We start from the raw sequence: 20,376 nt of genomic DNA on the forward strand, positions 1-20,376 counted from the left end.
GCACGAAACTTGCCAAGAGATGAGTTCTCCCAGATTTAAAATCTGTAAGGGTTGTTTAAGACTAAGACGTAGATAGGCATGGTGTGTAAGCGGTGCGAGCCGTTGAGCTAACATGTACTAATTGCCCGAGAGGCTTAACTATACAACGCTCAAGGGTTTTGGGTGTTGAGAAGACGAAACAAACTCAGAGAAGAAAGAGAAGAAGAAAGTTTTGAAGGTTATCAGCTTGTTTGGTTGTGAGCGCTAGAGATAGTGTGAGAGCAGAAAGAGAGAAAAGTTATTAAAGGAATAATCCTGGCGGCGATAGAGCGGTGGTCCCACCTGACCCCATACCGAACTCAGAAGTGAAACGCCGATGCGCCGATGGTAGTGTGGGGCTTCCCCATGTAAGAGTAGGACACCGCCAGGTACTGAATGTAGAACCCCGAGCTGAATGGCTTGGGGTTTTTGTTTATGGATTTTTATTAAAAACTCTATAGAATGATCTCAATTTTTATTTCTCAATATAAACAATGAAAAATTTTAGATATTTTGCACAACGCTATGTTGACTGGGTTATTCGATTAGGTCGAGTTCGCTTCTCTTTACTTGGCATCGCTATTCTTGCGATTTTGGCTCTTTGTATACAAATCTTATTAAGTACGCTTTTTAGTGATGGTATTCACTGGAGTGATATTGTTCGCTCGATTACTTTTGGTTTATTTACTGCTCCTTTTGTTATTTATTTCTTTACGCTACTTGTTGAGCGATTAGAGCGTTCCCGTTTAGAGCTATCTAAAACACTTGCTCGATTAGAAAAAAATAATCGCGATAAAAGTACCTTACTGGCTACCATTAGCCATGAGTTACGTACCCCATTAAATGGAATCATTGGCTTAAGTCGAATTTTATTAGATGATAAATTAACGGAACAACAACAGAATTATCTGAATACGATTAATCTAAGTGCGGTAAGTTTAGGTCATATTTTTAGTGATATTATTGATTTAGATAAGATCGACTCTAAACGGATTGAATTAAATATTCAACCTTGCGATTTCCATTCACTACTTAATGATTTCTATAATTTTGGTACCTTAATGGCAGAACAAAAGGGGCTAAAGTTTTCTTTAAACCAGGATGAGAATTTACCTAATTGGCTTTATCTCGATCGTGCTCGCATCAGCCAAATTCTTTGGAATCTAATTGGTAATGCGGTGAAGTTTACTGATAAAGGTGAAGTTACCCTAACAGTACAGCAAATCCAAGATAATCAATATCAATTTAGTGTTGCAGATACAGGGGCAGGTATTGCTTCTTGCGAATTGGATAAGATTTTTACCATGTATTATCAGGTTAAAGATAATATTCACCGTTCCGCAGGAAGTGGCATCGGTCTTGCGATTTCTAAGAATCTTGCTCAGTTAATGCAAGGGGATTTAACTGTTGAAAGTGAATTGGATAAAGGTTCTACTTTTTATTTAACGATTATTGCGGATAAAGCCCAAGCTAATGAGATGAATGCTGAAACAGCCATGCAGCATCTTTCTATTTTATTAGTTGAAGATGTTGAATTGAATGTGGTTGTAGCTAAAAGTATTCTTGAAAAGCAGGGGCATTATGTTGATGTTGCCATGAATGGCGAACAGGCGATCCGATTATTTGAGAAAAATACCTATGATATTGTTTTTCTTGATATTAAATTACCAGATATGTCAGGTTTTGATATCGCCCACTATCTACGGAAAAACTACGAAGAAGGGATTTACGATTTTCTCCCGCCTTTAATTGCCTTTACAGCGAACGTGATGCACAGTGAAGAAGAATATCAAGAACAGGGTATGGATGGGGTATTACGCAAGCCACTTTCTTTGGTTGAATTACGTCAGTGCTTTAAAACCTTTTTAGGCGATGATATTGAATGTATCTCTGATGAAGAAGAACTTCCTCAGGTTCAAGAAGGCATCAATATTTCACTTATTGAGTTAATCGGAAAATCTCAAGCTAAAGCTAATGTTGATTTATTTAAACAATGGATGCCGATTTATTTAGATGAATTAGAAACAGCGTATGACGATTATCTTGCAAACTCAGATATGCAACAAACGGTGTCAGATGTCGCACATAAAATTAAAGGTGCAGCCGCGTCGGTAGGACTTGTTAATGTTCAAAATATCGCAAAACAGGCTCAAGATACCTCATTACCAAATTGGACATCCAATATTGCTTCATGGATAAAGCAACTCAGTAATGAATGGCCTCAAAATTTAGCTGAATTAGAAGCCTATTTAGAAAAGTAATTCATGACACGTCATTTTCAAATTTTAGTCAGTGAGAATATGCCGTCTAATTTGCCGGCAAATACCTTGATCATTAATGAGTTTTCTAAAATTCAAAATCTTCTTGGACAAGAGTTTAAGACGATCTTGTTTGATGCGCGGGAAGGTATCTATTTAGAGGCACTAGCCATTGCGGCCGGTACATTGAAAATGAGTGGCGCCTTAATTATCTTGCTATCAAATTGGGGGGAGTTTTATTCTCAAATAGATGAAGATAGTCTTCGTTGGTCAGGTTCGATTGAGGCAATTGCTACGCCAAGATTTATGACATATTTTAAGTATTGTATTCATAAATATGGTTTTCCCGTCCTTTATCATCAAAATGATTTAAAATTTGACCGCACTTTTCAGCAGTCATTTGTCAATCACAATGCGACCTTAGATCAGCAGAAAATCATTGAGCAAATCTTACAAAAAGAATCTGAACTTTACTTTCTTACTGCCAAACGAGGAAGAGGGAAATCAGCTCTAGCTGGCTTATTAGCGAATCAACTGGATACTAAAATTTACCTCACCGCACCGAATAAAAGTGCGGTTAAAATTTTGGCTGAATTTTCACAAAAAGAGATTATCTTTATTGCACCAGATGAGCTTTTCCTTGCTTTGCAAAAGGATCCTTCTTTTTCTGAAAATGCTTGGCTTTTTGTTGATGAGGCGGCAATGCTGCCGATTGCTCAACTTAGCGCTTTTTCTCATCATTTTAAGCATATTCTATTTACGACTACCATCCATAGTTATGAGGGAACCGGGCGAGGTTTTGAGCTTAAATTTAAGCAAAAAATTAACCGCACTTTTTCTGACTTCGAGCTTATTGAACCGCTACGTTGGTCTAAAGATGATGTTTTGGAGGCGTTTATTGATGAGCTTTTATTATTAAATGTAGAGGATGACTTTAAACAAACGCCATACAATAAAAGCAAAGTATGTCAAATTACTGAACGATCACAAGAGGAAATACTTTCTTCATTGTCCCAGTTCTATGGCTTGATGACATTAGCCCATTATCGTACATCACCGCTAGATCTTCGGCGATTGTTTGATGCCAATTCGCAGTGTTTTTTTACCGCTGAAAGTGAGCGAAATTTACTAGGTGCAGTTTGGGCATTAAAAGAAGGCGGGATTGAAGATTCATCGCTTATAGAGGCCATTAATCTGGGCATTAGACGCCCTAAAGGTAATCTTGTCCCGCAAGCACTTTGTTTTCATGCTCAACAACAAAAGGCTTGTGAATTGCATTCTTTACGTATTTCGAGAATTGCGGTTCAGCCTATGTGGCAGCAGCATGGTATAGGTATACAACTCATTAAATATATCACACAAAATGCCGATGTAGATTATTTATCAGTGAGTTTCGGTTATACAAAAGAACTGGCTCAATTTTGGCAGAAATGTGGTTTTTCTCTTGTTCATTTAGGCGAGCATTTAGAAGCGAGTAGTGGTTGTTATTCAGCTATCGCTTTAAAGGGGCTTTCTGCACAAGGGATTGAATTAGAAAAAGAAGCAACGAAATCTTTTCAACGAAATATACCTTTGTCTTTCCATCCGCTCGTTCAGGAATTTAATAGTATATCAGTAGATTGGGAATTGATTGACGAAGATTGGCTCAGCTTAAAAAATTTTGCTTATTTTCACCGCACTTTAGCTTCCGCTTTGCCGGCAATTCGTCGATTTTTAATGAATTTAGATGAAAAAGATTGCCCTTTAATGAGAGATTATTTCATCACAAAACAGGTACCCTATAATAAGAAAAATGGGTTAAAATTATTACGTTCGGAAATTGCACAAAAATTAAAAAAGGAGGCAAAATGAGCGAACAAGAAAAAAAAGGTTGGTTCCGTAAAGCGGTAGATGAATACAATAAATTTTGCAGTGAGCTTGGTTTAGATAAAGGTAGTTGTCGAGGTTGTATGCCACGCATTGAATTTGATGATGATGGTAAGGTAAAAAAAGAGAAACCACTAGAACCACTCAAAAAATAAAAGAAAACAGGGTTAATCAAACCCTGTTTTTTTATACAGATAAATATTGAAAAGTAGAGTGGATTTGCTAAACTAATCAGCTATTCACGCAAAAATGAGATAAAAATTGACCGCACTTATGAAAACAACCTATTTTAATTTTGATATTCCAACTCAGCCCAATGACCATAAAATTCTTGGCAATGTATTAGCGAGTGCAGATGCACTTGCTGTTAGTGAACTTGCAGAGCAATACGATGGATTGACTGTGGTTGTGACACCGGATACCAAAAGTGCGGTTCGTTTATCACAAGTTTTACCGGATTTAACTTCTCAGCCCGTTCAGTTTTTTCCTGATTGGGAAACGTTGCCTTATGATTCTTTTTCTCCTCATCAAGAAATTATTTCTTCTCGTTTAAGTGCGCTATTTCATTTGCAAAATACTAAAAAAGGTATCTTTGTTTTACCGATTAGCACATTAATGCAACGTGTGTGCCCGCCGAAATATCTACAGCACAATGTCCTTTTGATTAAAAAAGGCGACCGTCTTGTCATTGAAAAATTGCGATTACAATTAGAGTCAGCAGGATATCGTTCCGTAGAGCAAGTACTAGAACATGGTGAATATGCTGTGCGCGGATCACTTTTAGATCTTTTCCCAATGGGAAGTGCAGTTCCATTTCGCTTAGATTTTTTTGATGATGAAATTGATTCGATTCGTACTTTTGATGTTGATACGCAGCGAACGTTAGATGAAATTCAATCTATTAATTTATTACCTGCACACGAATTTCCAACTGATGAGAAAGGTATTGAGTTTTTCCGCACACAATTTAGAGAAACCTTTGGTGAAATTCGTCGTGATCCAGAACATATTTATCAGCAAATCAGTAAAGGCACACTAATCTCAGGGATTGAATATTGGCAGCCGCTATTCTTTGATGAAATGGCAACATTGTTCGATTACTTACCCGAAAAAACGTTGTTTGTGGATATGGAAACAAATCAAGCACAAGGTGAACGTTTTTATCTTGATGCCAAACAGCGTTATGAGCATCGAAAAGTCGATCCAATGCGCCCTCTTTTGCCGCCAGAACGTTTGTGGCTAAGTATTGATGCGGTAAATCATGCATTAAAAAATTATCCTAAAATTAATTTTAAAGCAGAAAAAGTGCGGTCATCTGTTCGTCAGAAAAACTTAGCGGTGTCTGCGTTACCAGCCGTGACCATTCAATCACAGCAAAAAGAACCGTTATTCCAACTTCGACAGTTTATTGAACATTTTAAAGGAAATGTTTTATTTTCAGTTGAAACCGAAGGACGACGTGAAACCTTACTGGATTTACTTTCACCATTAAAAATTAAACCTAAACAGATTAAAACCTTATCTGAAGCCAATCAAGACAAGTTTAATCTGTGGGTAAGCCGTCTTGAGCAAGGTTTTATTCTTGATGAGGCTAAACTCGCCGTTATTACTGAACATGAAATTTTAGGCGAGCGAGTACAACAACGTCAGCGTGATAAACGTAAAGCGGTGAATCCAGACACCTTAGTGCGTAATCTGGCTGAATTAAAAATTGGGCAGCCTGTGGTGCATTTAGATCATGGTGTTGGGCGTTATGGTGGCTTAGTGACACTCGATACTGGGGGCTTAAAAGCAGAATATTTGCTGATCAATTATGCGAATGAATCCAAACTTTATGTGCCAGTTGGTTCCCTACATTTGATCAGTCGCTATGTAGGCGGCTCAGATGAAACCGCACCATTACATAAATTAGGTAATGAATCATGGGCGAAAACGCGTCAAAAGGCTGCAGAAAAAATTCGTGATGTGGCCGCTGAATTACTTGATGTGTATGCCCAGAGAGAAGTGAAAAAAGGCTTTGAATTTAAATATGATCGTGAGGAATTCCAGCAATTCGCTGCAACCTTCCCTTTTGAAGAAACGCACGATCAAACCATGGCGATTAATGCCGTCATTTCAGATATGTGCCAGCCTAAAGCGATGGACCGTTTAGTTTGTGGAGATGTAGGCTTTGGGAAGACGGAGGTGGCGATGCGCGCCGCATTTTTGGCGGTCATGAACCATAAACAAGTGGCTGTATTAGTCCCAACAACCTTGTTAGCTCAACAGCATTACGAGAATTTTAAAGATCGTTTTGCTAATCTGCCAGTTAATGTAGAAGTACTTTCTCGCTTTAAAACAGCCAAAGAGCAAAAACAAATCTTAGAAAATTTAGCCGAAGGAAAAGTCGATATTCTGATTGGAACCCATAAATTAATTCAATCCGATGTGAAGTTTTCTGATCTTGGCTTACTCATCATTGATGAAGAACATCGCTTTGGTGTGGGACAGAAAGAGAAAATTAAACAACTTCGAGCAAATATTGATATTTTAACGCTTACCGCAACACCAATTCCTCGCACTTTGAATATGGCGATGAATGGTATTCGCGATCTTTCTATTATTGCAACACCACCGGCTCGTCGAGTGAGTATCAAAACGTTTGTTCGCCAGAAAGATGATTTAATCATTCGTGAAGCGATTCTACGTGAGATTTTGCGAGGTGGGCAAGTTTATTATTTGCATAATGATGTGGCGAGTATTGAAAATACGGCCGAAAAACTGACCGCACTTGTGCCTGAGGCTCGAGTCGTGATTGGTCATGGTCAAATGCGAGAACGTGAACTTGAACGCGTGATGAGTGATTTTTATCATCAACGTTATAACGTATTAGTCTGTTCTACCATTATTGAAACAGGAATTGACGTACCAACGGCAAATACGATCATTATTGAACGCGCAGATAATTTTGGCTTAGCTCAGCTTCACCAGCTACGTGGGCGAGTGGGACGTTCTCATCACCAAGCTTATGCCTATTTGCTAACACCACCGCCGAAATTAATGACGAAAGATGCGAAACGTCGTTTAGAGGCATTAGAAAGTTTAGATAACTTAGGTGCAGGTTTCATTCTTGCAACGCATGATCTAGAAATTCGCGGTGCAGGTGAATTATTAGGGAATGAACAAAGTGGGCAAATTGAAAGTATCGGTTTTTCACTCTATATGGAATTACTTGATGCAGCAGTTAAAGCCTTAAAAGAGGGAAGAGAACCTTCATTAGAAGAGATTACACATCAGCAAGCTGAAATTGAGTTACGTGTTCCAACCTTATTGCCAGATGACTATCTTGGTGATGTAAATATGCGTTTGTCATTCTATAAACGCATTGCAGCGGCAGAAAGTAAACAAGAGTTAGATGAATTAAAAGTTGAATTAATCGATCGCTTTGGCTTATTACCTGAAGCAACTAAAAATCTTTTACAAATTGCTGAGATGCGTTTAATGGTGAAACCATTAAAAGTACTGAGGATTGATGCAGGGGCTCAAGGTGGCTTTATTGAATTTTCACCTTCAGCAAAAGTTGATCCTGAAAAATTCATCAAATTAATTCAACAAAATCCAATTGTTTATCGCTTTGATGGTCCATTAAAATTTAAGTTTGTGAAAGCACTTCCAGAAAATAAAGCGCGGTTAGAATTTGTGATGGATTTGGTGAAGACGCTTACTGAGTAGGGGAGAAATCGTGATAGGTCAAATTCAAAGTACAGGAAGATGACCTATAAGTGTTTTCAATCGCTCTTTCAAACATTAATTAAAGGATGTGATTGAAGTAATCTTTTAGGCTTTCATATTGGAATGTAAATCCGCAATCTAACAAGTGTTTAGGATAGGCATTCTGACTGTCTAAAAGAATGCAAGCGCGCTCGCCTAGAATAGTAGTTAATAAAAATTGAGGCACTTGAGCAAAACAAGGACGATGTAATGCTTGACCTAATAATTGGTTAAAGGTCTTGTTTTTAACAGGATGTGGCGCAGTAAAATTAAATGCCCCTTCGCAAGCATTATGATCAAGTAAAAAGAGCAGGCCTTTTACCATATCCTCTAACACGATCCAGCTCCAATATTGCTCACCATTCCCTAATTTGCCGCCTAATCCAAAGCGATAGAGAGGTAGAATTTTAGCAAAAGCCCCGCCTTTTGGAGAAAGCACTAATCCGGTTCTCACTAAACAGACTCTTGTATTGGCTTGTTTTGCTGCATTTTCCCAATCAATACAAAGCTGTGCGGTAAATTGAGTACTTGGATTTGTGTCTTCAGTGATCACATCTTCGCCACAGTTTCCATAAATTCCAGTTGCAGAACCTGAAATCAGAGCTGGGGGATATTCACTTTGATTAATAAGTTGAACAATCTGCTGTGTTAAATCAATGCGGCTATGACGTAGTTTCTCTTTTTGTTGAAGTGTCCATCTTTTATCGAAGATTGGCTCTCCGGCAAGATTAATAACCGCATCAAAGGCATTTAAGTCTTTGAGTGTTGAAAGTGCGGTCAAATATTGAGGTGTTTTTTCAGGAAAAACAGATTGGGCTTTTTCAATAGAGCGGGTTAATACGGTGACACTATCGCCACGAGACAGTAGTGCCGTAACTAAGGCTTTCCCTACGAATCCTGTTCCACCAGTCACTAAGATATTCATTATAAGCTGCTCTCAAAGAGCGCTTGAATTTGTGCTAAAAGCGCTTTAATTGTTGTATTTTGGGTTGGGGTGACAAATATCGTGTCATCTCCCGCAATCGTGCCTAAAATCCCTTCTGGTTTACCAATGGAGTCTAGTAAACGAGCGATTAATTGAGCTGCACCTGGAGAGGTTTTGATGACGATGACGAAATCATTGTGATCAATATCCAAAACCAAATTTTTTAATGGACTGCTAGTGGCGGGCACACTTAATTCGCTAGGCAAGCAATACACCATTTCCATTTTGGTATTTCTTGCACGAACCGCACCAAATTTGCTTAACATTCGTGAAACTTTTGATTGGTTAATGGTTTGGAATCCTTGATTCTTTAAGGCTTCAACGATTTCACTTTGAGAAGCAAATCGCTCTTGGTTTAGCAGTTCTTTAAATGCTTTTGTTAATTGATCAGACATAGTTATTCTCATATAAGGGAATTTGCATAAGAATTGCATAAAAATTCATTTTAAGCAATTGAAATGAATTTGTTGTTTGAAAAGTTTGAGCTAGATCGCATAATTGAACTTCTCTGTTTGTAATTTAACGGCTAAGACTTTAGAATTCTACCTAGTTAGGATTAATTAATACATGAGGAGTATTTTATGAAAGTTGCAGTATTAGGCGCAGCAGGCGGCATTGGTCAAGCATTAGCCTTATTACTTAAATTACAATTACCCGCTGAAAGTGAATTAGCACTTTATGATATTGCACCAGTGACACCAGGTGTGGCTAAAGATGTGAGTCATATTCCAACAGCGGTTAAAGTGGAAGGTTTTGCGGGAGAAGATCCAACACCTGCACTTAAAGGTGCTGATGTCGTTTTAATTTCTGCAGGGGTAGCACGTAAACCGGGTATGGATCGTTCAGATCTTTTCAATATTAATGCGGGTATCGTGCGTAACTTAATTGAACATGTTGCAAAAACTTGTCCAAAAGCTTGTGTAGGTATTATTACTAACCCTGTGAACACGACTGTTGCGATTGCTGCAGAAGTATTGAAAAAAGCGGGTGTTTACGACAAACGTAAATTATTCGGTGTCACTACTTTAGACGTGTTACGTTCTGAAACATTCGTATCAGAATTAAAAGGTTTAAATGTTTCTCGTACAAGTGTACCCGCTATTGGTGGACACTCAGGTGTAACCATTCTTCCATTACTTTCACAAGTTCAATATGCTGAATGGAAAGAAGAGGAAATTGCACCATTAACAAAACGTATCCAAAACGCAGGTACTGAAGTGGTTGAAGCAAAAGCAGGTGGCGGTTCAGCGACACTTTCTATGGCTCAAGCGGCAGCACGTTTTGCTCGTTCATTAGTGAAAGGCTTAAGTGGCGAAACTGTCGTTGAATGTACTTATGTGGAAGGTGATGGCAAATATGCACGTTTCTTCGCCCAACCAGTGCGTTTAGGTAAAGAAGGGGTAGAAGAAATTTTACCAATCGGTACCTTAAGCAAATTTGAACAAGAAGCTTTAGAAGCAATGTTACCAACATTGCGTGCTGATATTGAATTAGGCGAAAAATTTATTAACGGCTAATTTAATTCTATTTCAGGAGAAGGGGAGCTATATGCTCCCCTTTTTTATACGCAAACGATTGAAAATAAAAAAGTGAAGAAAAAGCGTGATTTAGCTCACAAATTTTAAAATTGCTATTTGCAATACAAAGTACTTTGCCGTATTCTTAAACCACTAAAAACAAGTGCTATTTTTAAATAGCCGACATCTATTTTGCTTTCCGAGTAGTGCCCCAATAGGGGCACTTTTTTTATGTCTATTTTTAGCGAAAGTATAAAAAAAGTGCGGTCGAAAAATACAAGATTTTCTGACCGCACTTTTAAAATGAATGTTAAGCGAAAGAATTATTCAAACATTGCTGAAATAGATTCTTCATTGCTGATACGACGAATTGCTTCAGCAAGCATAGTTGAAAGAGTCAGCACGCGTACTTTACCAAGCGCTTTCATTTCTGGTGAAAGTGGAACAGTATCCGTTACCACGATTTCATCAATCGCATCGCTTGCTAAATGTTGCGCTGCTGCGCCAGAGAATACGGCGTGGGTTGCGTAAGCAAATACGCGTTTTGCACCGCGTTCTTTTAATGCTTCAGCCGCTTTACATAATGTACCACCTGTATCAATCATATCATCCACAAGGATACAATCACGATCTGCAACATCCCCGATAATATGCATAACTTGTGATACGTTTGCGCGTGGACGACGTTTGTCGATAATCGCCATTTCGGTATCGTTTAATAATTTCGCGACTGCACGAGCACGAACCACACCGCCGATATCTGGAGATACAACGATAGGGTTTACAAGGTCGGTTTTCTTCAAGATATCATCAAGTAAAACAGGTGAACCGAATACGTTATCAACGGGTACATCAAAGAAACCTTGGATTTGCTCTGCGTGTAAGTCACAAGTTAATACGCGGTCAATTCCTACAGTTGAAAGTAAATCAGCAACGACTTTTGCAGTGATTGGAACACGAGCAGAACGTACACGACGATCTTGACGAGCATAACCGAAATAAGGAACAACGGCAGTAATACGACCAGCTGATGCACGACGTAAAGCATCAACCATTACAATCAATTCCATCAGGTTGTCATTTGTCGGTGCACATGTAGATTGGATAATAAACACGTCTGCACCACGCACATTTTCATTAATTTGCACTTGGATTTCACCGTCGCTAAAGCGTCCAACGGTGGCATCGCCTAATGAAATGTAAAGACGTTCAGAAATCTTTTTCGCTAGCTCAGGCGTAGCATTTCCAGCAAAGAGTTTAATGTCTGGCATTTTATATAACCTCAGGTTGAGTGTAGATAAATTGGTTGGTCGAGAGTTGTTTCAGCATGGTATGTAATGGTGAAACGTTTAATCCTTTAGCAACAAAGCCGAAAAATTCCTTCGGTTTTTGTTGGAAAACAGCTTGTGCTGATTTTTCATCATCAAATTCAGCAAAAACACAAGCCCCTGTCCCTGTTAATCTGGCTGGTCCATATTGTAACAACCATAGTAGGGCTTTTTCAACTTCCGGATATTGAGTTCGCACAACTTTTTCGCAATCGTTTGCAAACGGTTGGTTTAAAAGCTGTACAAGGGATCTTTTTTCTGTATTGCGTGGCAAATCTGGATCGCTAAAAACCACTGCAGTAGAAATCGCAGTGTCAGGTTTTAGCACCACATAATATTTTTCTTGTGGTTTGCAGTATTGAATTTTTTCACCCACACCTTCTGCAAAAGCGGCTTGGCCATGAACGAAGATAGGCACATCAGCCCCGAGTTTTAGCCCAAGTTCGGCAAGTTCATCAATGGATAAATGGGTTTGCCATAAATAGTTTAAAGCAAGCAGAGTCGTTGCGGCATTAGATGAGCCGCCGCCAATCCCACCGCCCATTGGCAGAATTTTATCTAAATGAATTGTCGCGCCGAGTGTACAGCCTGTTTTTTCTTGTAGGATTGTCGCTGCACGATAGATTAAGTTTTGTTCTAGAGGTAAGCCAGGAATTTCAGGAGAGATTCGGATTTGTTTAGCTTGGCAAATATCAATGGTGAGCCAATCGCCGAAATCAAGAAATTGGAAAAGGGTTTGTAATTCGTGGTAGCCGTTTGGCAGTTTACCGTTTATATAGAGAAATAAATTGAGTTTTGCGGGGCTTGGAAAGCGATTAGGCTTTCCAAGAGAAGTTGAAAGTGCGGTCGAAAAATGATGTGTTTTCATTAGAACGCCCATTCATCCACACGAATTTTTAGGGTTTGTGATGTACTTTTATTCTTTAATAGAATATTTTCAGGCATCGAATTATCCGGATGATAGCTTAGGTAATCGGCTGTCCAAATCGAACCATCAAGTGGGTAGCTAAATTCGGATAAAAGATGATTAGTTCCAACTTGGTAATCCGCGTTATCTGCTGGCTGACCTTTTAACCAATAAGCTAAATGCTCTAATGGCACATCCATTCCGATGATTTCACGTAACAATAATTTGGCATTTTTATCAGATTGTTGATTGCCTTTATTATCTGAAATTGTCATCCCATTTGGATGCATTTCCATAGTTAGCGTCGTTTTGCTGATCAGAGAATAAAGTTTTAACTTATAGGCTTTCGGGTTTTGATATTGCCATTCAAAGCGACTAGAAAAACGCTCTTGTGGACTGATGTAACCAATTTGTCCTTTTGTACTATAAGATTGAATTTGTTTGATTTTTTTGAGGTGCTGTTGCCACGTAATATCGTTCTTATCGATATGTTGAACATCTGTTGGGCGTTCTGCATCAAGGGTACAAGCGGATAAGATCACACTTGCAAATACAGGTGCGAGAAGAGATTTTAATAATTTCATAACAAAATATTTACTAAAAAATTGCACATATTGTAAGGGTTAGTTTACTTTTAGTAAAGCTTGATTAAGCATTTAAGCGAGTTTTCTCGGCTTTCACTGCGGCAATTCTTCGATGCGTTAACTCATCTCGAATACCTTGTTTTTCAAAACCATCGGCAATCACTTGTTGCACATCAACAGCTAGAGCGGCTTGATAAAGTGTTTTGAGATAATCAATTTGCGGGTATTCTTTATTTTCAAATCCAGTTCGCCCGCGAGTATCAGATAAACATACCAATAAAAATTCCTCAAATCGCTGAGGCTTGCGCCAAACATCAAAAGTATTAAAGAGTTTCACTACTGTTTCTGGGCGAAGTTCTAATGCTTTGTGTGCATGCGTGTGATATTCGCAAGTTAATTCGCCTAATTCTTGAAGATAATTAGGCACTCTAAGGCGTTTGCATAATGAACGAGTCGGTTTAATCCCCGCTTTTTCATGTCCATGATGACTAGGCCACATTTCTTTTGGGGTAAGGGCTTTTCCAAGATCATGACAAATCGCTGCAAAACGGACCGCACTTTTATTCAAATTAGTATTTTCAGTAAGTTTAACGGCTTGCTGCAATACGAGCATGGTATGAACAAAGCTATCAATTTCAGGATGATATTTGGCTGGATTCGGTACGCCATCTAAGGCCGCAATTTCAGGGAAGAGCACTTTGAGCGCACCAATTTGATGCAGTGTTTCAAAATAAATTTCAGGATGCGGTTCGTTTAATGCTTTTTCTGTTTCCATCCAAACACGCTCAGCCGTTAGGTGGGCGAGTTCACCTTGTTCAGTGAGTTCAGTCATTAATTTAAGGGTTTCTTCGGCAATAGAGAAACCTAAATGATGGAAACGAGCAGCGAAGCGTGCGACACGTAATACACGAAGTGGGTCTTCAGCAAAAGCGGGGGAAATATGACGTAAAATACGTTGATGAATATCCTCTACGCCATGATAAGGATCGTGCAGCTTACCATCGTTGTCTTGGGCAATGGCATTAATGGTGAGATCTCGACGAATTAAATCCTGTTCAAGCGTAATATCATCTGAAAAATCACAAATAAATCCAGTGTAGCCTTTGCCTGATTTTCGTTCTGTACGGGCAAGCGCATATTCTTCATGGCTTTCAGGATTGAGAAAAACAGGGAAGTCTTTGCCAACTTGTTGGTAACCTTGAGCCAGCAACATTTCTGGTGTTGCTCCCACGACGACCCAGTCACGATCTTTTATTGGTAAACCTAAAAGTTGATCGCGTACAGCACCACCGACAAGATAAATTTCCATTTTACTCTCCCATCAATATATAAAGAAAAGGTAGGCAAATGCCTACCTCAATGATGAATCATGACCAGCTATCACGACGTTTACGTCTAGGTAAAATGTGAGGTAATACTAAGCCAATTAATAAACCTACACCTAATACCGAGCCGCCATAAATAAACCATTGGATCGCAATTTCACGTTTATTCGCATCAAGCATTGCTTCTAAATCACGATTTTTATTTTTCGTCATTTCTAATTCACGTTTAAGTTGTGAATTTTGCTCAAGCAATTCACTGCTTTGTTGTTCCGCTTGTTTACTACGACGTTGAATTTCGTTTGTACGTTGCTGCCAATCTGAATCAACGCGACTCAGCTTCAACGTCAGTTCTTGAACCTGCGCTTTCAATCTTGGATTTTCTTCACGGCTACTTGGCGTAGAACTCAGTTCCGAGGTTAAAATCCATGCCTCGCGATTTTTATTATCACGAATTAGGGTATATTTTCCTTCTTGTCCTAAGACTGTTACCGCTTCGCCAGATTGGATTGCACCCGAGATCTTAAACTGATCGCCTGCACCTTTGCGTAAATATGTGTTCAGATTTTCTGTCACATATTGCGTTTCAGCTTGTACTGTTCCAATGGTTGAGCCTAATAAAACACAAGAAAATAAAAGTTTGCTCACTTTTGACATAATACTTCCTAGATTCGTGAAGGAAGTGCGGTTAGAAAATACAATGAAAAATAACCGCACTTTTAATAATTATACTAATGGAAAATCGCGCGGAGGACGTAGAAAATCATAATCGCGAAGAATGCACCCGCTGGCAACGTCACAACCCATGAACTAATGATGTTACGGATAACCGTTAAGTTAAGTGCCGCAATACCGCGCGCGAAACCGATACCTAAGATTGCTCCCACTAAAGTTTGTGTTGTGGAGATAGGTAAACCGGTACCAGATGCCACTACAACGGTCATCGCTGTTGCAAATTGTGCGGCAAAACCACGGCTCGGAGTTAAATCGGTAATACCTGATCCTACAGTTGCCATCACTTTTTGCCCCATCGCAATCAGACCAACTGCGATACCTAATGCACCTAAAGGTAAAATCCACCAAGCTAATTTTCCACCGCTAAGGATTTGTCCACCATTTTCCACAATTGAGACCACAGAAGAAAGCGGACCAATTGCATTGGCTACATCATTAGAACCATGTGCGAATGCCATTGCACAAGCAGTTAAAAGCATTAAGATACTAAAAATCTTTTCGACTGAACCGAATGCGCCTTTTGCTGCTTTTTCAGTGAATCTTTTACTGCGGAAGTAGAAGTGGCAGAAAATCATACCAATGACACTGATTAGCAATGAAATACCGAGCGTTTCATTTGTTGAAAGATTTAAACCAACGTGTTTTAAACCTTTTGCCATCGTGACGATACAAAGCACAAATACAGTAATAGCCATGTAGTAAGGACCATATTTTTGTGCATTTTTCAGTGGGTTCTCAGTATCAAATATGAGTTTTTGGATACTCGCAAAGATGGTATAGGCTAAAAGTCCCGCAATCACTGGTGTGATAAACCAGCTACCAACAATTCCACCGATTGTAGACCAGTCAACAGAACCAGGACCAATTGTAATACAAGCAAAACCAATTAAAGCACCGATGATGGTGTGGGTACCCGAAACAGGCCAGCCCATTTTAGTGGCAATAAATAACCAAGCACCTGAGGCAAAGAGCGCTGAAAGCATCCCTAATGCTAAGAGATCTGGAGATTCGATAAATTGAGTTGGATCGATAACACCGCTTTTAATGGTTTCAGTTACTTCACCACCGGCTAAATAAGCTCCTGCGGATTCAAAAATCAAAGCAATAACAATCGCTTGTTTTGCTGTAATGGTTCCCGAACCTACGGAAGTCCCCATTGAGTTTGATACGTCGTTGGCACCAATACCAAATGCCATAAAAAAGCCGAATACCGCGGTAATTAAGACTAACCACGAGCCGTATGCATTAATAATTTCCATAGTGAATTTCCTATGTTGTAGTTAATGTCGTCAAAATTAAGAGCGAGCTAGCATTAATTCAATACGAGAGCCAACACGTTGCGCCTGATCGGCTAATACGCCCACCCACTCGATGACTTTATACAAGAACATTACATCAATTGGGTTATAACGACTTTCAATACCTAACAACATTTTACGTAATTGAATTTGCATTTGATCCGTATCATCTTCGATAGAATCTAATTCTTGGATCATGGTATTCACTAATTTAAGTTCACGGCCTTTAAAACCGGTTTCAAGTAATTGATCCATCTCTTCAATCACGCGATGTGCTTGATGAATAGAGTCTAAACTACGTTCAACATATTTTAAGAAACTTTCTTGCATTTCTTCTGGAATGCCGAATTGGCGACCAATCATACGACCTGAAATATCTTTAGCAAAGTTAGCTAATTTGTCTAATTGGGTAACTAATTCCAATAAATCAGTACGATCGATAGGTAAAAATAAACCACGAGGCAATTTCAAACGAATTTCACGTTTTAAACCGTCTGCTTCACGTTCACCTTGAGAAATGTCTAAACGTACTTTTTCTGCTTCATCCCATTGTTTTAAATAGGTATTTTTAAAGAATGGAATTAATAAATCGCAACATTCTGTGACTTTTTTAGAATGTTTTTGCAGAGGTTTTAGAGGAGACTGGGCAAATAATCCGAGAATATTATTCATTGCCATAGGTGTTTTACTCCATAACAAGGGTTAAAATTTCCGTTGCATATTACCTGATTTTATAAGGAAATACACGAAAAAGATCTTGATTTGTACAAAATTATCTGTATATTTAAACAGTTAAAATTGATAAGGAAAAATAAAATGAGTAATGAAGTTGAATTAAAGCTTGCAGTCACCTCTGACGCCTTCGATATCCTAAAAACACACCTCAATCAATTCAATATCTTAGAGCAAAATACGATCTTTCTAGGAAATACTTATTTCGATTATCCCGATCATTTTTTGGCAAAACAAAAAATGGGATTGCGTGTCCGTCGGGAAAATAATGATTTCACACTTACCTTAAAAACTGACGGAAAAGTGGTTGGCGGATTGCATAGTCGTCCAGAATATAATTTATCTATACCTGATGATTCAGTACCTACATCGACACAATTAACATCATTGTATCCATTTGAACATTTGCCTTCCGCTGCATTACAGCCGATTTTCTCAACAGATTTTAACCGCACTTTTTGGTTGATTGCATTTGGTGCATCAAAAATTGAAGTGGCTTTTGATCAAGGGAAGATTCTATCAGGGGAGAAAACACAGCCTATATGCGAAATTGAATTTGAATTAAAAGAAGGGCTTGTTTCAGATCTTTTCTATTTTGTCTCACTTTTACCTTTTGAACAGGATGTGTATTTTAGTTCGGCAAGTAAAGCGAAACGAGGCTATCAACTAGGCAGTAAACAACTTCTGATTGATTGGTTAAATAAATGGCGGGATTTCTTAAAAGAGGAACGTGAGGGAAGTACGGTTGATTCTCGCGAACAATTAAGTGCAGTTATGAAAATGGAACAGCAATTGATTGAGGAAACGCTTTCATTCCCAACGGATGTGTTTGCTTTCGATTTTATGAAAACCGTTGAACGTGTCGGCGCATTTTTCAATCTTTATCATTATTATGATGACAACAAAGCCTTGTTTGAAAAACTGGAAGAAAATCGATCAGCTGAGTTATTAGCTAGTAATCAATTTTTCCTTAATGAAATAAAAGGCTTGATTACCTTTCATAGCGAAACAAAAGATAATTTTAAAACTATTGAGAAGTTAAAAGCGTTATTAAAGAGCCGTGCGTATTTTGAAAGAATGCTTGGTTTAATGATGTTGATGGCGTAAAACAGTTTCTCGAAAGGATAATAAAAATGGCAAAAGCTCCTAAAACCGCTTATGTATGTAATGATTGTGGCGCCGAATTTTCGCGATGGCAAGGGCAGTGTTCTGCCTGTAAAGCCTGGAATACCATTAGTGAAGTGCGGTTAATTTCAGCCTCAAATCCCACAAAAAATGATCGTTTTAGTGGTTATGCAGGAGAAACCCGTGCAAAAATCCAAACACTTTCTGAAATTAGCTTACAAGAAACACCGCGTTTCACCAGTGGATTTAAAGAATTAGATCGCGTGTTAGGTGGCGGGATCGTGCCAGGGAGTGCGATTTTAATTGGTGGGCATCCTGGTGCGGGGAAAAGTACCTTGTTACTTCAAGTGATGTGTGGATTAGCAAAAAATATGACCGCACTTTATGTAACAGGGGAAGAGTCGCTTCAACAAGTGGCCATGCGAGCTAATCGCTTGAATCTGCCGACAGATAAATTAAATATGTTATCTGAAACCTCAGTTGAGCAAATTTGTAATTTAGCAGATCAGCTAAAACCGCAAATTATTGTGGTGGATTCGATCCAGGTTATGCACCTTTCAGATATTCAATCTTCTCCAGGAAGCGTGGCACAAGTGCGTGAATGTGCCTCTTTCCTGACTCGTTATGCGAAAACCCGACAGGTCGCTATCATTATGGTTGGACATGTCACCAAAGACGGCACCCTTGCTGGTCCGAAAGTATTGGAACATGCCATTGACTGTTCGTTATTACTAGAGGGCGAAGCGGATTCCCGTTTCCGTACGTTGCGTAGCCATAAAAACCGTTTTGGCGCAGTGAATGAGTTGGGTGTATTTGGTATGACAGAGCAAGGGCTGCGGGAGGTGAAAAATCCATCGGCGATTTTCTTAAGTCGAGGAGATGAACAAACACCAGGTAGCTCAGTCATGGTACTTTGGGAAGGCACTCGTCCGCTTTTGGTGGAAATTCAAGCATTAGTGGATCATTCCATGCTCGCTAACCCGCGTCGTGTGGCAGTAGGACTAGAACAAAATCGTTTAGCCTTATTGCTTGCGGTATTGCATCGTCATGGTGGATTACAAATGTCGGATCAAGATGTTTTTGTGAATGTCGTTGGTGGTGTAAAAGTCGGGGAAACTGGAGCAGATCTTGCGTTATTGCTTGCATTAATTTCGAGTTTCCGTAATCACCCATTACCACAAGATTTAGTTGTCTTTGGTGAAGTAGGGTTAGCGGGTGAAATTCGCCCAGTGACCAGTGGTCAAGAACGTATTAGTGAAGCGGCAAAACATGGCTTTAAACGAGCGATCGTGCCTTTCGCCAACAAACCCAAAAGTGCGGTCGAAAATATGGAAGTTTTTACGGTGAAAAAACTCGCCGATGCACTTGCCATTTTGGATAATTTCTAAAAAAACGTTGTCCTATTGTTGTCTGATTACTGAAAGTTTTTGATAAATTAGATAGAATATGCGCCGTACATAAGGAAAGGTTATGGAAAAGAAATTAAATAAAGCGTTGGATAGCATTGATATCAAAATCTTAAATGAATTACAACGCAACGGTAAAATCTCTAATATCGATTTATCAAAGAAAGTTGGGTTATCGCCAACGCCTTGTTTAGAAAGGGTTAAACGCTTAGAAAAACAAGGTGTGATTATGGGTTATCGGGCACTTTTAAATCCTGAATTACTGGATGCGCCTTTATTGGTGATCGTTGAAATTACGCTTGTGCGTGGTAAACCGGATGTTTTCGAAGAGTTTAATGCAGCGATTCAAGCACTTGATGAAATTCTCGAATGTCATTTGGTATCAGGTGATTTCGATTATTTACTCAAAACACGTGTAGCAGATATGGCCGCATATCGAAAATTATTGGGTACCACATTATTGCGCTTACCAGGTGTGAATGACACCCGAACTTATGTTGTAATGGAAGAAGTGAAACAAACTAATTATCTCGTACTAAAATAAA

The 20,376-nt window shown here is 39.0% G+C and carries 17 protein-coding genes and 2 rRNA genes; 10 read left to right on the plus strand and 9 right to left on the minus strand.

What is annotated here, in order from left to right; genetic code table 11:
• From QP437_RS05460 to mfd, 6 genes are all read left to right on the plus strand, one after another.
• Positions 1-142: ribosomal RNA gene (locus QP437_RS05460) — 23S ribosomal RNA — on the plus strand; the annotation flags it as partial.
• 151 nt (positions 143-293) lie between these two features.
• Positions 294-409: ribosomal RNA gene (gene rrf, locus QP437_RS05465) — 5S ribosomal RNA — on the plus strand.
• A 103-nt stretch (positions 410-512) separates the two neighbouring features.
• The gene (locus QP437_RS05470; protein ID WP_285267219.1) at positions 513-2,279 is read left to right on the plus strand and encodes an ATP-binding protein; all 1,767 of its coding nucleotides are present in this window, start codon (positions 513-515) and stop codon (positions 2,277-2,279) included.
• 3 nt (positions 2,280-2,282) lie between these two features.
• The gene (locus QP437_RS05475; protein WP_285267220.1) at positions 2,283-4,127 is read left to right on the plus strand and encodes a tRNA(Met) cytidine acetyltransferase TmcA; all 1,845 of its coding nucleotides are present in this window, start codon (positions 2,283-2,285) and stop codon (positions 4,125-4,127) included.
• A complete protein-coding gene (locus tag QP437_RS05480; RefSeq protein ID WP_014065161.1) occupies positions 4,124-4,297 on the plus strand; it encodes a DUF5363 family protein in 174 nt (57 codons plus the stop codon). Before QP437_RS05475 ends, QP437_RS05480 begins: the two co-directional genes overlap by 4 nt.
• Positions 4,298-4,415: 118 nt before the next feature.
• Entirely contained in the window at positions 4,416-7,853 is a 3,438-nt protein-coding gene (gene mfd / locus QP437_RS05485; RefSeq protein ID WP_285267221.1) for a transcription-repair coupling factor, read from the plus strand.
• Between the two features lie 79 nt (positions 7,854-7,932).
• On the opposite strand, the gene QP437_RS05490 is transcribed toward mfd, so the two are convergent.
• Positions 7,933-8,817, minus strand: a complete 885-nt coding sequence (locus tag QP437_RS05490; RefSeq protein ID WP_285267222.1) for a TIGR01777 family oxidoreductase — start codon at positions 8,815-8,817, stop codon at positions 7,933-7,935.
• Complete coding sequence (gene argR / locus QP437_RS05495) at positions 8,817-9,272, minus strand: transcriptional regulator ArgR (protein ID WP_285267223.1); 456 nt, start codon at positions 9,270-9,272, stop codon at positions 8,817-8,819. Before argR ends, QP437_RS05490 begins: the two co-directional genes overlap by 1 nt.
• A gap of 186 nt (positions 9,273-9,458) precedes the next feature.
• Here argR and mdh point away from each other — a divergent pair, with 186 nt between their 5' ends.
• Complete coding sequence (gene mdh, locus QP437_RS05500; protein ID WP_285267224.1) at positions 9,459-10,394, plus strand: malate dehydrogenase; 936 nt, start codon at positions 9,459-9,461, stop codon at positions 10,392-10,394.
• Between the two features lie 323 nt (positions 10,395-10,717).
• Here mdh and QP437_RS05505 read toward each other — a convergent pair whose 3' ends face one another.
• From QP437_RS05505 to QP437_RS05535, 7 genes are all read right to left on the minus strand, one after another.
• Positions 10,718-11,665 carry a ribose-phosphate pyrophosphokinase gene (locus QP437_RS05505; protein WP_005698775.1) on the minus strand — a complete coding sequence of 316 codons (948 nt, stop codon included), beginning with the start codon at positions 11,663-11,665 and terminating at the stop codon, positions 10,718-10,720.
• A gap of 1 nt (position 11,666) precedes the next feature.
• Positions 11,667-12,590, minus strand: coding sequence for a 4-(cytidine 5'-diphospho)-2-C-methyl-D-erythritol kinase (ispE, locus tag QP437_RS05510; protein WP_285267225.1), 924 nt, complete (start codon positions 12,588-12,590; stop codon positions 11,667-11,669).
• On the minus strand, positions 12,590-13,213 hold the full coding sequence (lolB, locus tag QP437_RS05515) for a lipoprotein insertase outer membrane protein LolB (protein WP_111315675.1): 624 nt from the start codon (positions 13,211-13,213) through the stop codon (positions 12,590-12,592). Before lolB ends, ispE begins: the two co-directional genes overlap by 1 nt.
• 64 nt (positions 13,214-13,277) lie before the next feature.
• Entirely contained in the window at positions 13,278-14,522 is a 1,245-nt protein-coding gene (locus tag QP437_RS05520; RefSeq protein WP_285267226.1) for a multifunctional CCA addition/repair protein, read from the minus strand.
• 58 nt (positions 14,523-14,580) lie between these two features.
• Positions 14,581-15,192 (minus strand): TIGR04211 family SH3 domain-containing protein, encoded by a 612-nt coding sequence (locus QP437_RS05525; RefSeq protein WP_285267227.1) that lies wholly within the window; start codon positions 15,190-15,192, stop codon positions 14,581-14,583.
• 74 nt (positions 15,193-15,266) lie between these two features.
• Positions 15,267-16,529 carry an inorganic phosphate transporter gene (locus QP437_RS05530; protein WP_285267228.1) on the minus strand — a complete coding sequence of 421 codons (1,263 nt, stop codon included), beginning with the start codon at positions 16,527-16,529 and terminating at the stop codon, positions 15,267-15,269.
• 36 nt (positions 16,530-16,565) lie between these two features.
• Positions 16,566-17,246, minus strand: a complete 681-nt coding sequence (locus QP437_RS05535) for a TIGR00153 family protein (protein ID WP_285267229.1) — start codon at positions 17,244-17,246, stop codon at positions 16,566-16,568.
• 138 nt (positions 17,247-17,384) lie between these two features.
• On the opposite strand from QP437_RS05535, the gene QP437_RS05540 reads away from it, so the two are divergent.
• The 3 genes from QP437_RS05540 to lrp all read left to right on the plus strand — a co-directional run bounded on the left by QP437_RS05540 (position 17,385) and on the right by lrp (position 20,375).
• Positions 17,385-18,407, plus strand: coding sequence for an inorganic triphosphatase (locus QP437_RS05540; protein WP_285267324.1), 1,023 nt, complete (start codon positions 17,385-17,387; stop codon positions 18,405-18,407).
• A gap of 26 nt (positions 18,408-18,433) precedes the next feature.
• The gene (gene radA, locus QP437_RS05545; RefSeq protein ID WP_285267230.1) at positions 18,434-19,813 is read left to right on the plus strand and encodes a DNA repair protein RadA; all 1,380 of its coding nucleotides are present in this window, start codon (positions 18,434-18,436) and stop codon (positions 19,811-19,813) included.
• Positions 19,814-19,895: 82 nt separating this feature from the next.
• Complete coding sequence (gene lrp, locus QP437_RS05550) at positions 19,896-20,375, plus strand: leucine-responsive transcriptional regulator Lrp (protein ID WP_005695827.1); 480 nt, start codon at positions 19,896-19,898, stop codon at positions 20,373-20,375.
• The last annotated feature ends 1 nt before the right edge of the window (position 20,376 follow it).

The sequence above is a fragment of the Haemophilus sp. UMB1048 genome (assembly GCF_030218125.1).
GTDB lineage: Bacteria > Pseudomonadota > Gammaproteobacteria > Enterobacterales > Pasteurellaceae > Haemophilus_D.

Bases quoted from the DNA above. Each gene is read 5' to 3' on its own strand.
- QP437_RS05470 (WP_285267219.1), top strand. From the start codon at position 513: ATGAAAAATTTTAGATATTTTGCACAACGCTATGTTGACTGGGTTATT.
- QP437_RS05475 (WP_285267220.1), top strand. From the start codon at position 2,283: ATGACACGTCATTTTCAAATTTTAGTCAGTGAGAATATGCCGTCTAAT.
- QP437_RS05480 (WP_014065161.1), top strand. From the start codon at position 4,124: ATGAGCGAACAAGAAAAAAAAGGTTGGTTCCGTAAAGCGGTAGATGAA.
- mfd (WP_285267221.1), top strand. From the start codon at position 4,416: ATGAAAACAACCTATTTTAATTTTGATATTCCAACTCAGCCCAATGAC.
- QP437_RS05490 (WP_285267222.1), bottom strand. From the start codon at position 8,817: ATGAATATCTTAGTGACTGGTGGAACAGGATTCGTAGGGAAAGCCTTA.
- argR (WP_285267223.1), bottom strand. From the start codon at position 9,272: ATGTCTGATCAATTAACAAAAGCATTTAAAGAACTGCTAAACCAAGAG.
- mdh (WP_285267224.1), top strand. From the start codon at position 9,459: ATGAAAGTTGCAGTATTAGGCGCAGCAGGCGGCATTGGTCAAGCATTA.
- QP437_RS05505 (WP_005698775.1), bottom strand. From the start codon at position 11,665: ATGCCAGACATTAAACTCTTTGCTGGAAATGCTACGCCTGAGCTAGCG.
- ispE (WP_285267225.1), bottom strand. From the start codon at position 12,590: ATGAAAACACATCATTTTTCGACCGCACTTTCAACTTCTCTTGGAAAG.
- lolB (WP_111315675.1), bottom strand. From the start codon at position 13,213: ATGAAATTATTAAAATCTCTTCTCGCACCTGTATTTGCAAGTGTGATC.
- QP437_RS05520 (WP_285267226.1), bottom strand. From the start codon at position 14,522: ATGGAAATTTATCTTGTCGGTGGTGCTGTACGCGATCAACTTTTAGGT.
- QP437_RS05525 (WP_285267227.1), bottom strand. From the start codon at position 15,192: ATGTCAAAAGTGAGCAAACTTTTATTTTCTTGTGTTTTATTAGGCTCA.
- QP437_RS05530 (WP_285267228.1), bottom strand. From the start codon at position 16,529: ATGGAAATTATTAATGCATACGGCTCGTGGTTAGTCTTAATTACCGCG.
- QP437_RS05535 (WP_285267229.1), bottom strand. From the start codon at position 17,246: ATGGCAATGAATAATATTCTCGGATTATTTGCCCAGTCTCCTCTAAAA.
- QP437_RS05540 (WP_285267324.1), top strand. From the start codon at position 17,385: ATGAGTAATGAAGTTGAATTAAAGCTTGCAGTCACCTCTGACGCCTTC.
- radA (WP_285267230.1), top strand. From the start codon at position 18,434: ATGGCAAAAGCTCCTAAAACCGCTTATGTATGTAATGATTGTGGCGCC.
- lrp (WP_005695827.1), top strand. From the start codon at position 19,896: ATGGAAAAGAAATTAAATAAAGCGTTGGATAGCATTGATATCAAAATC.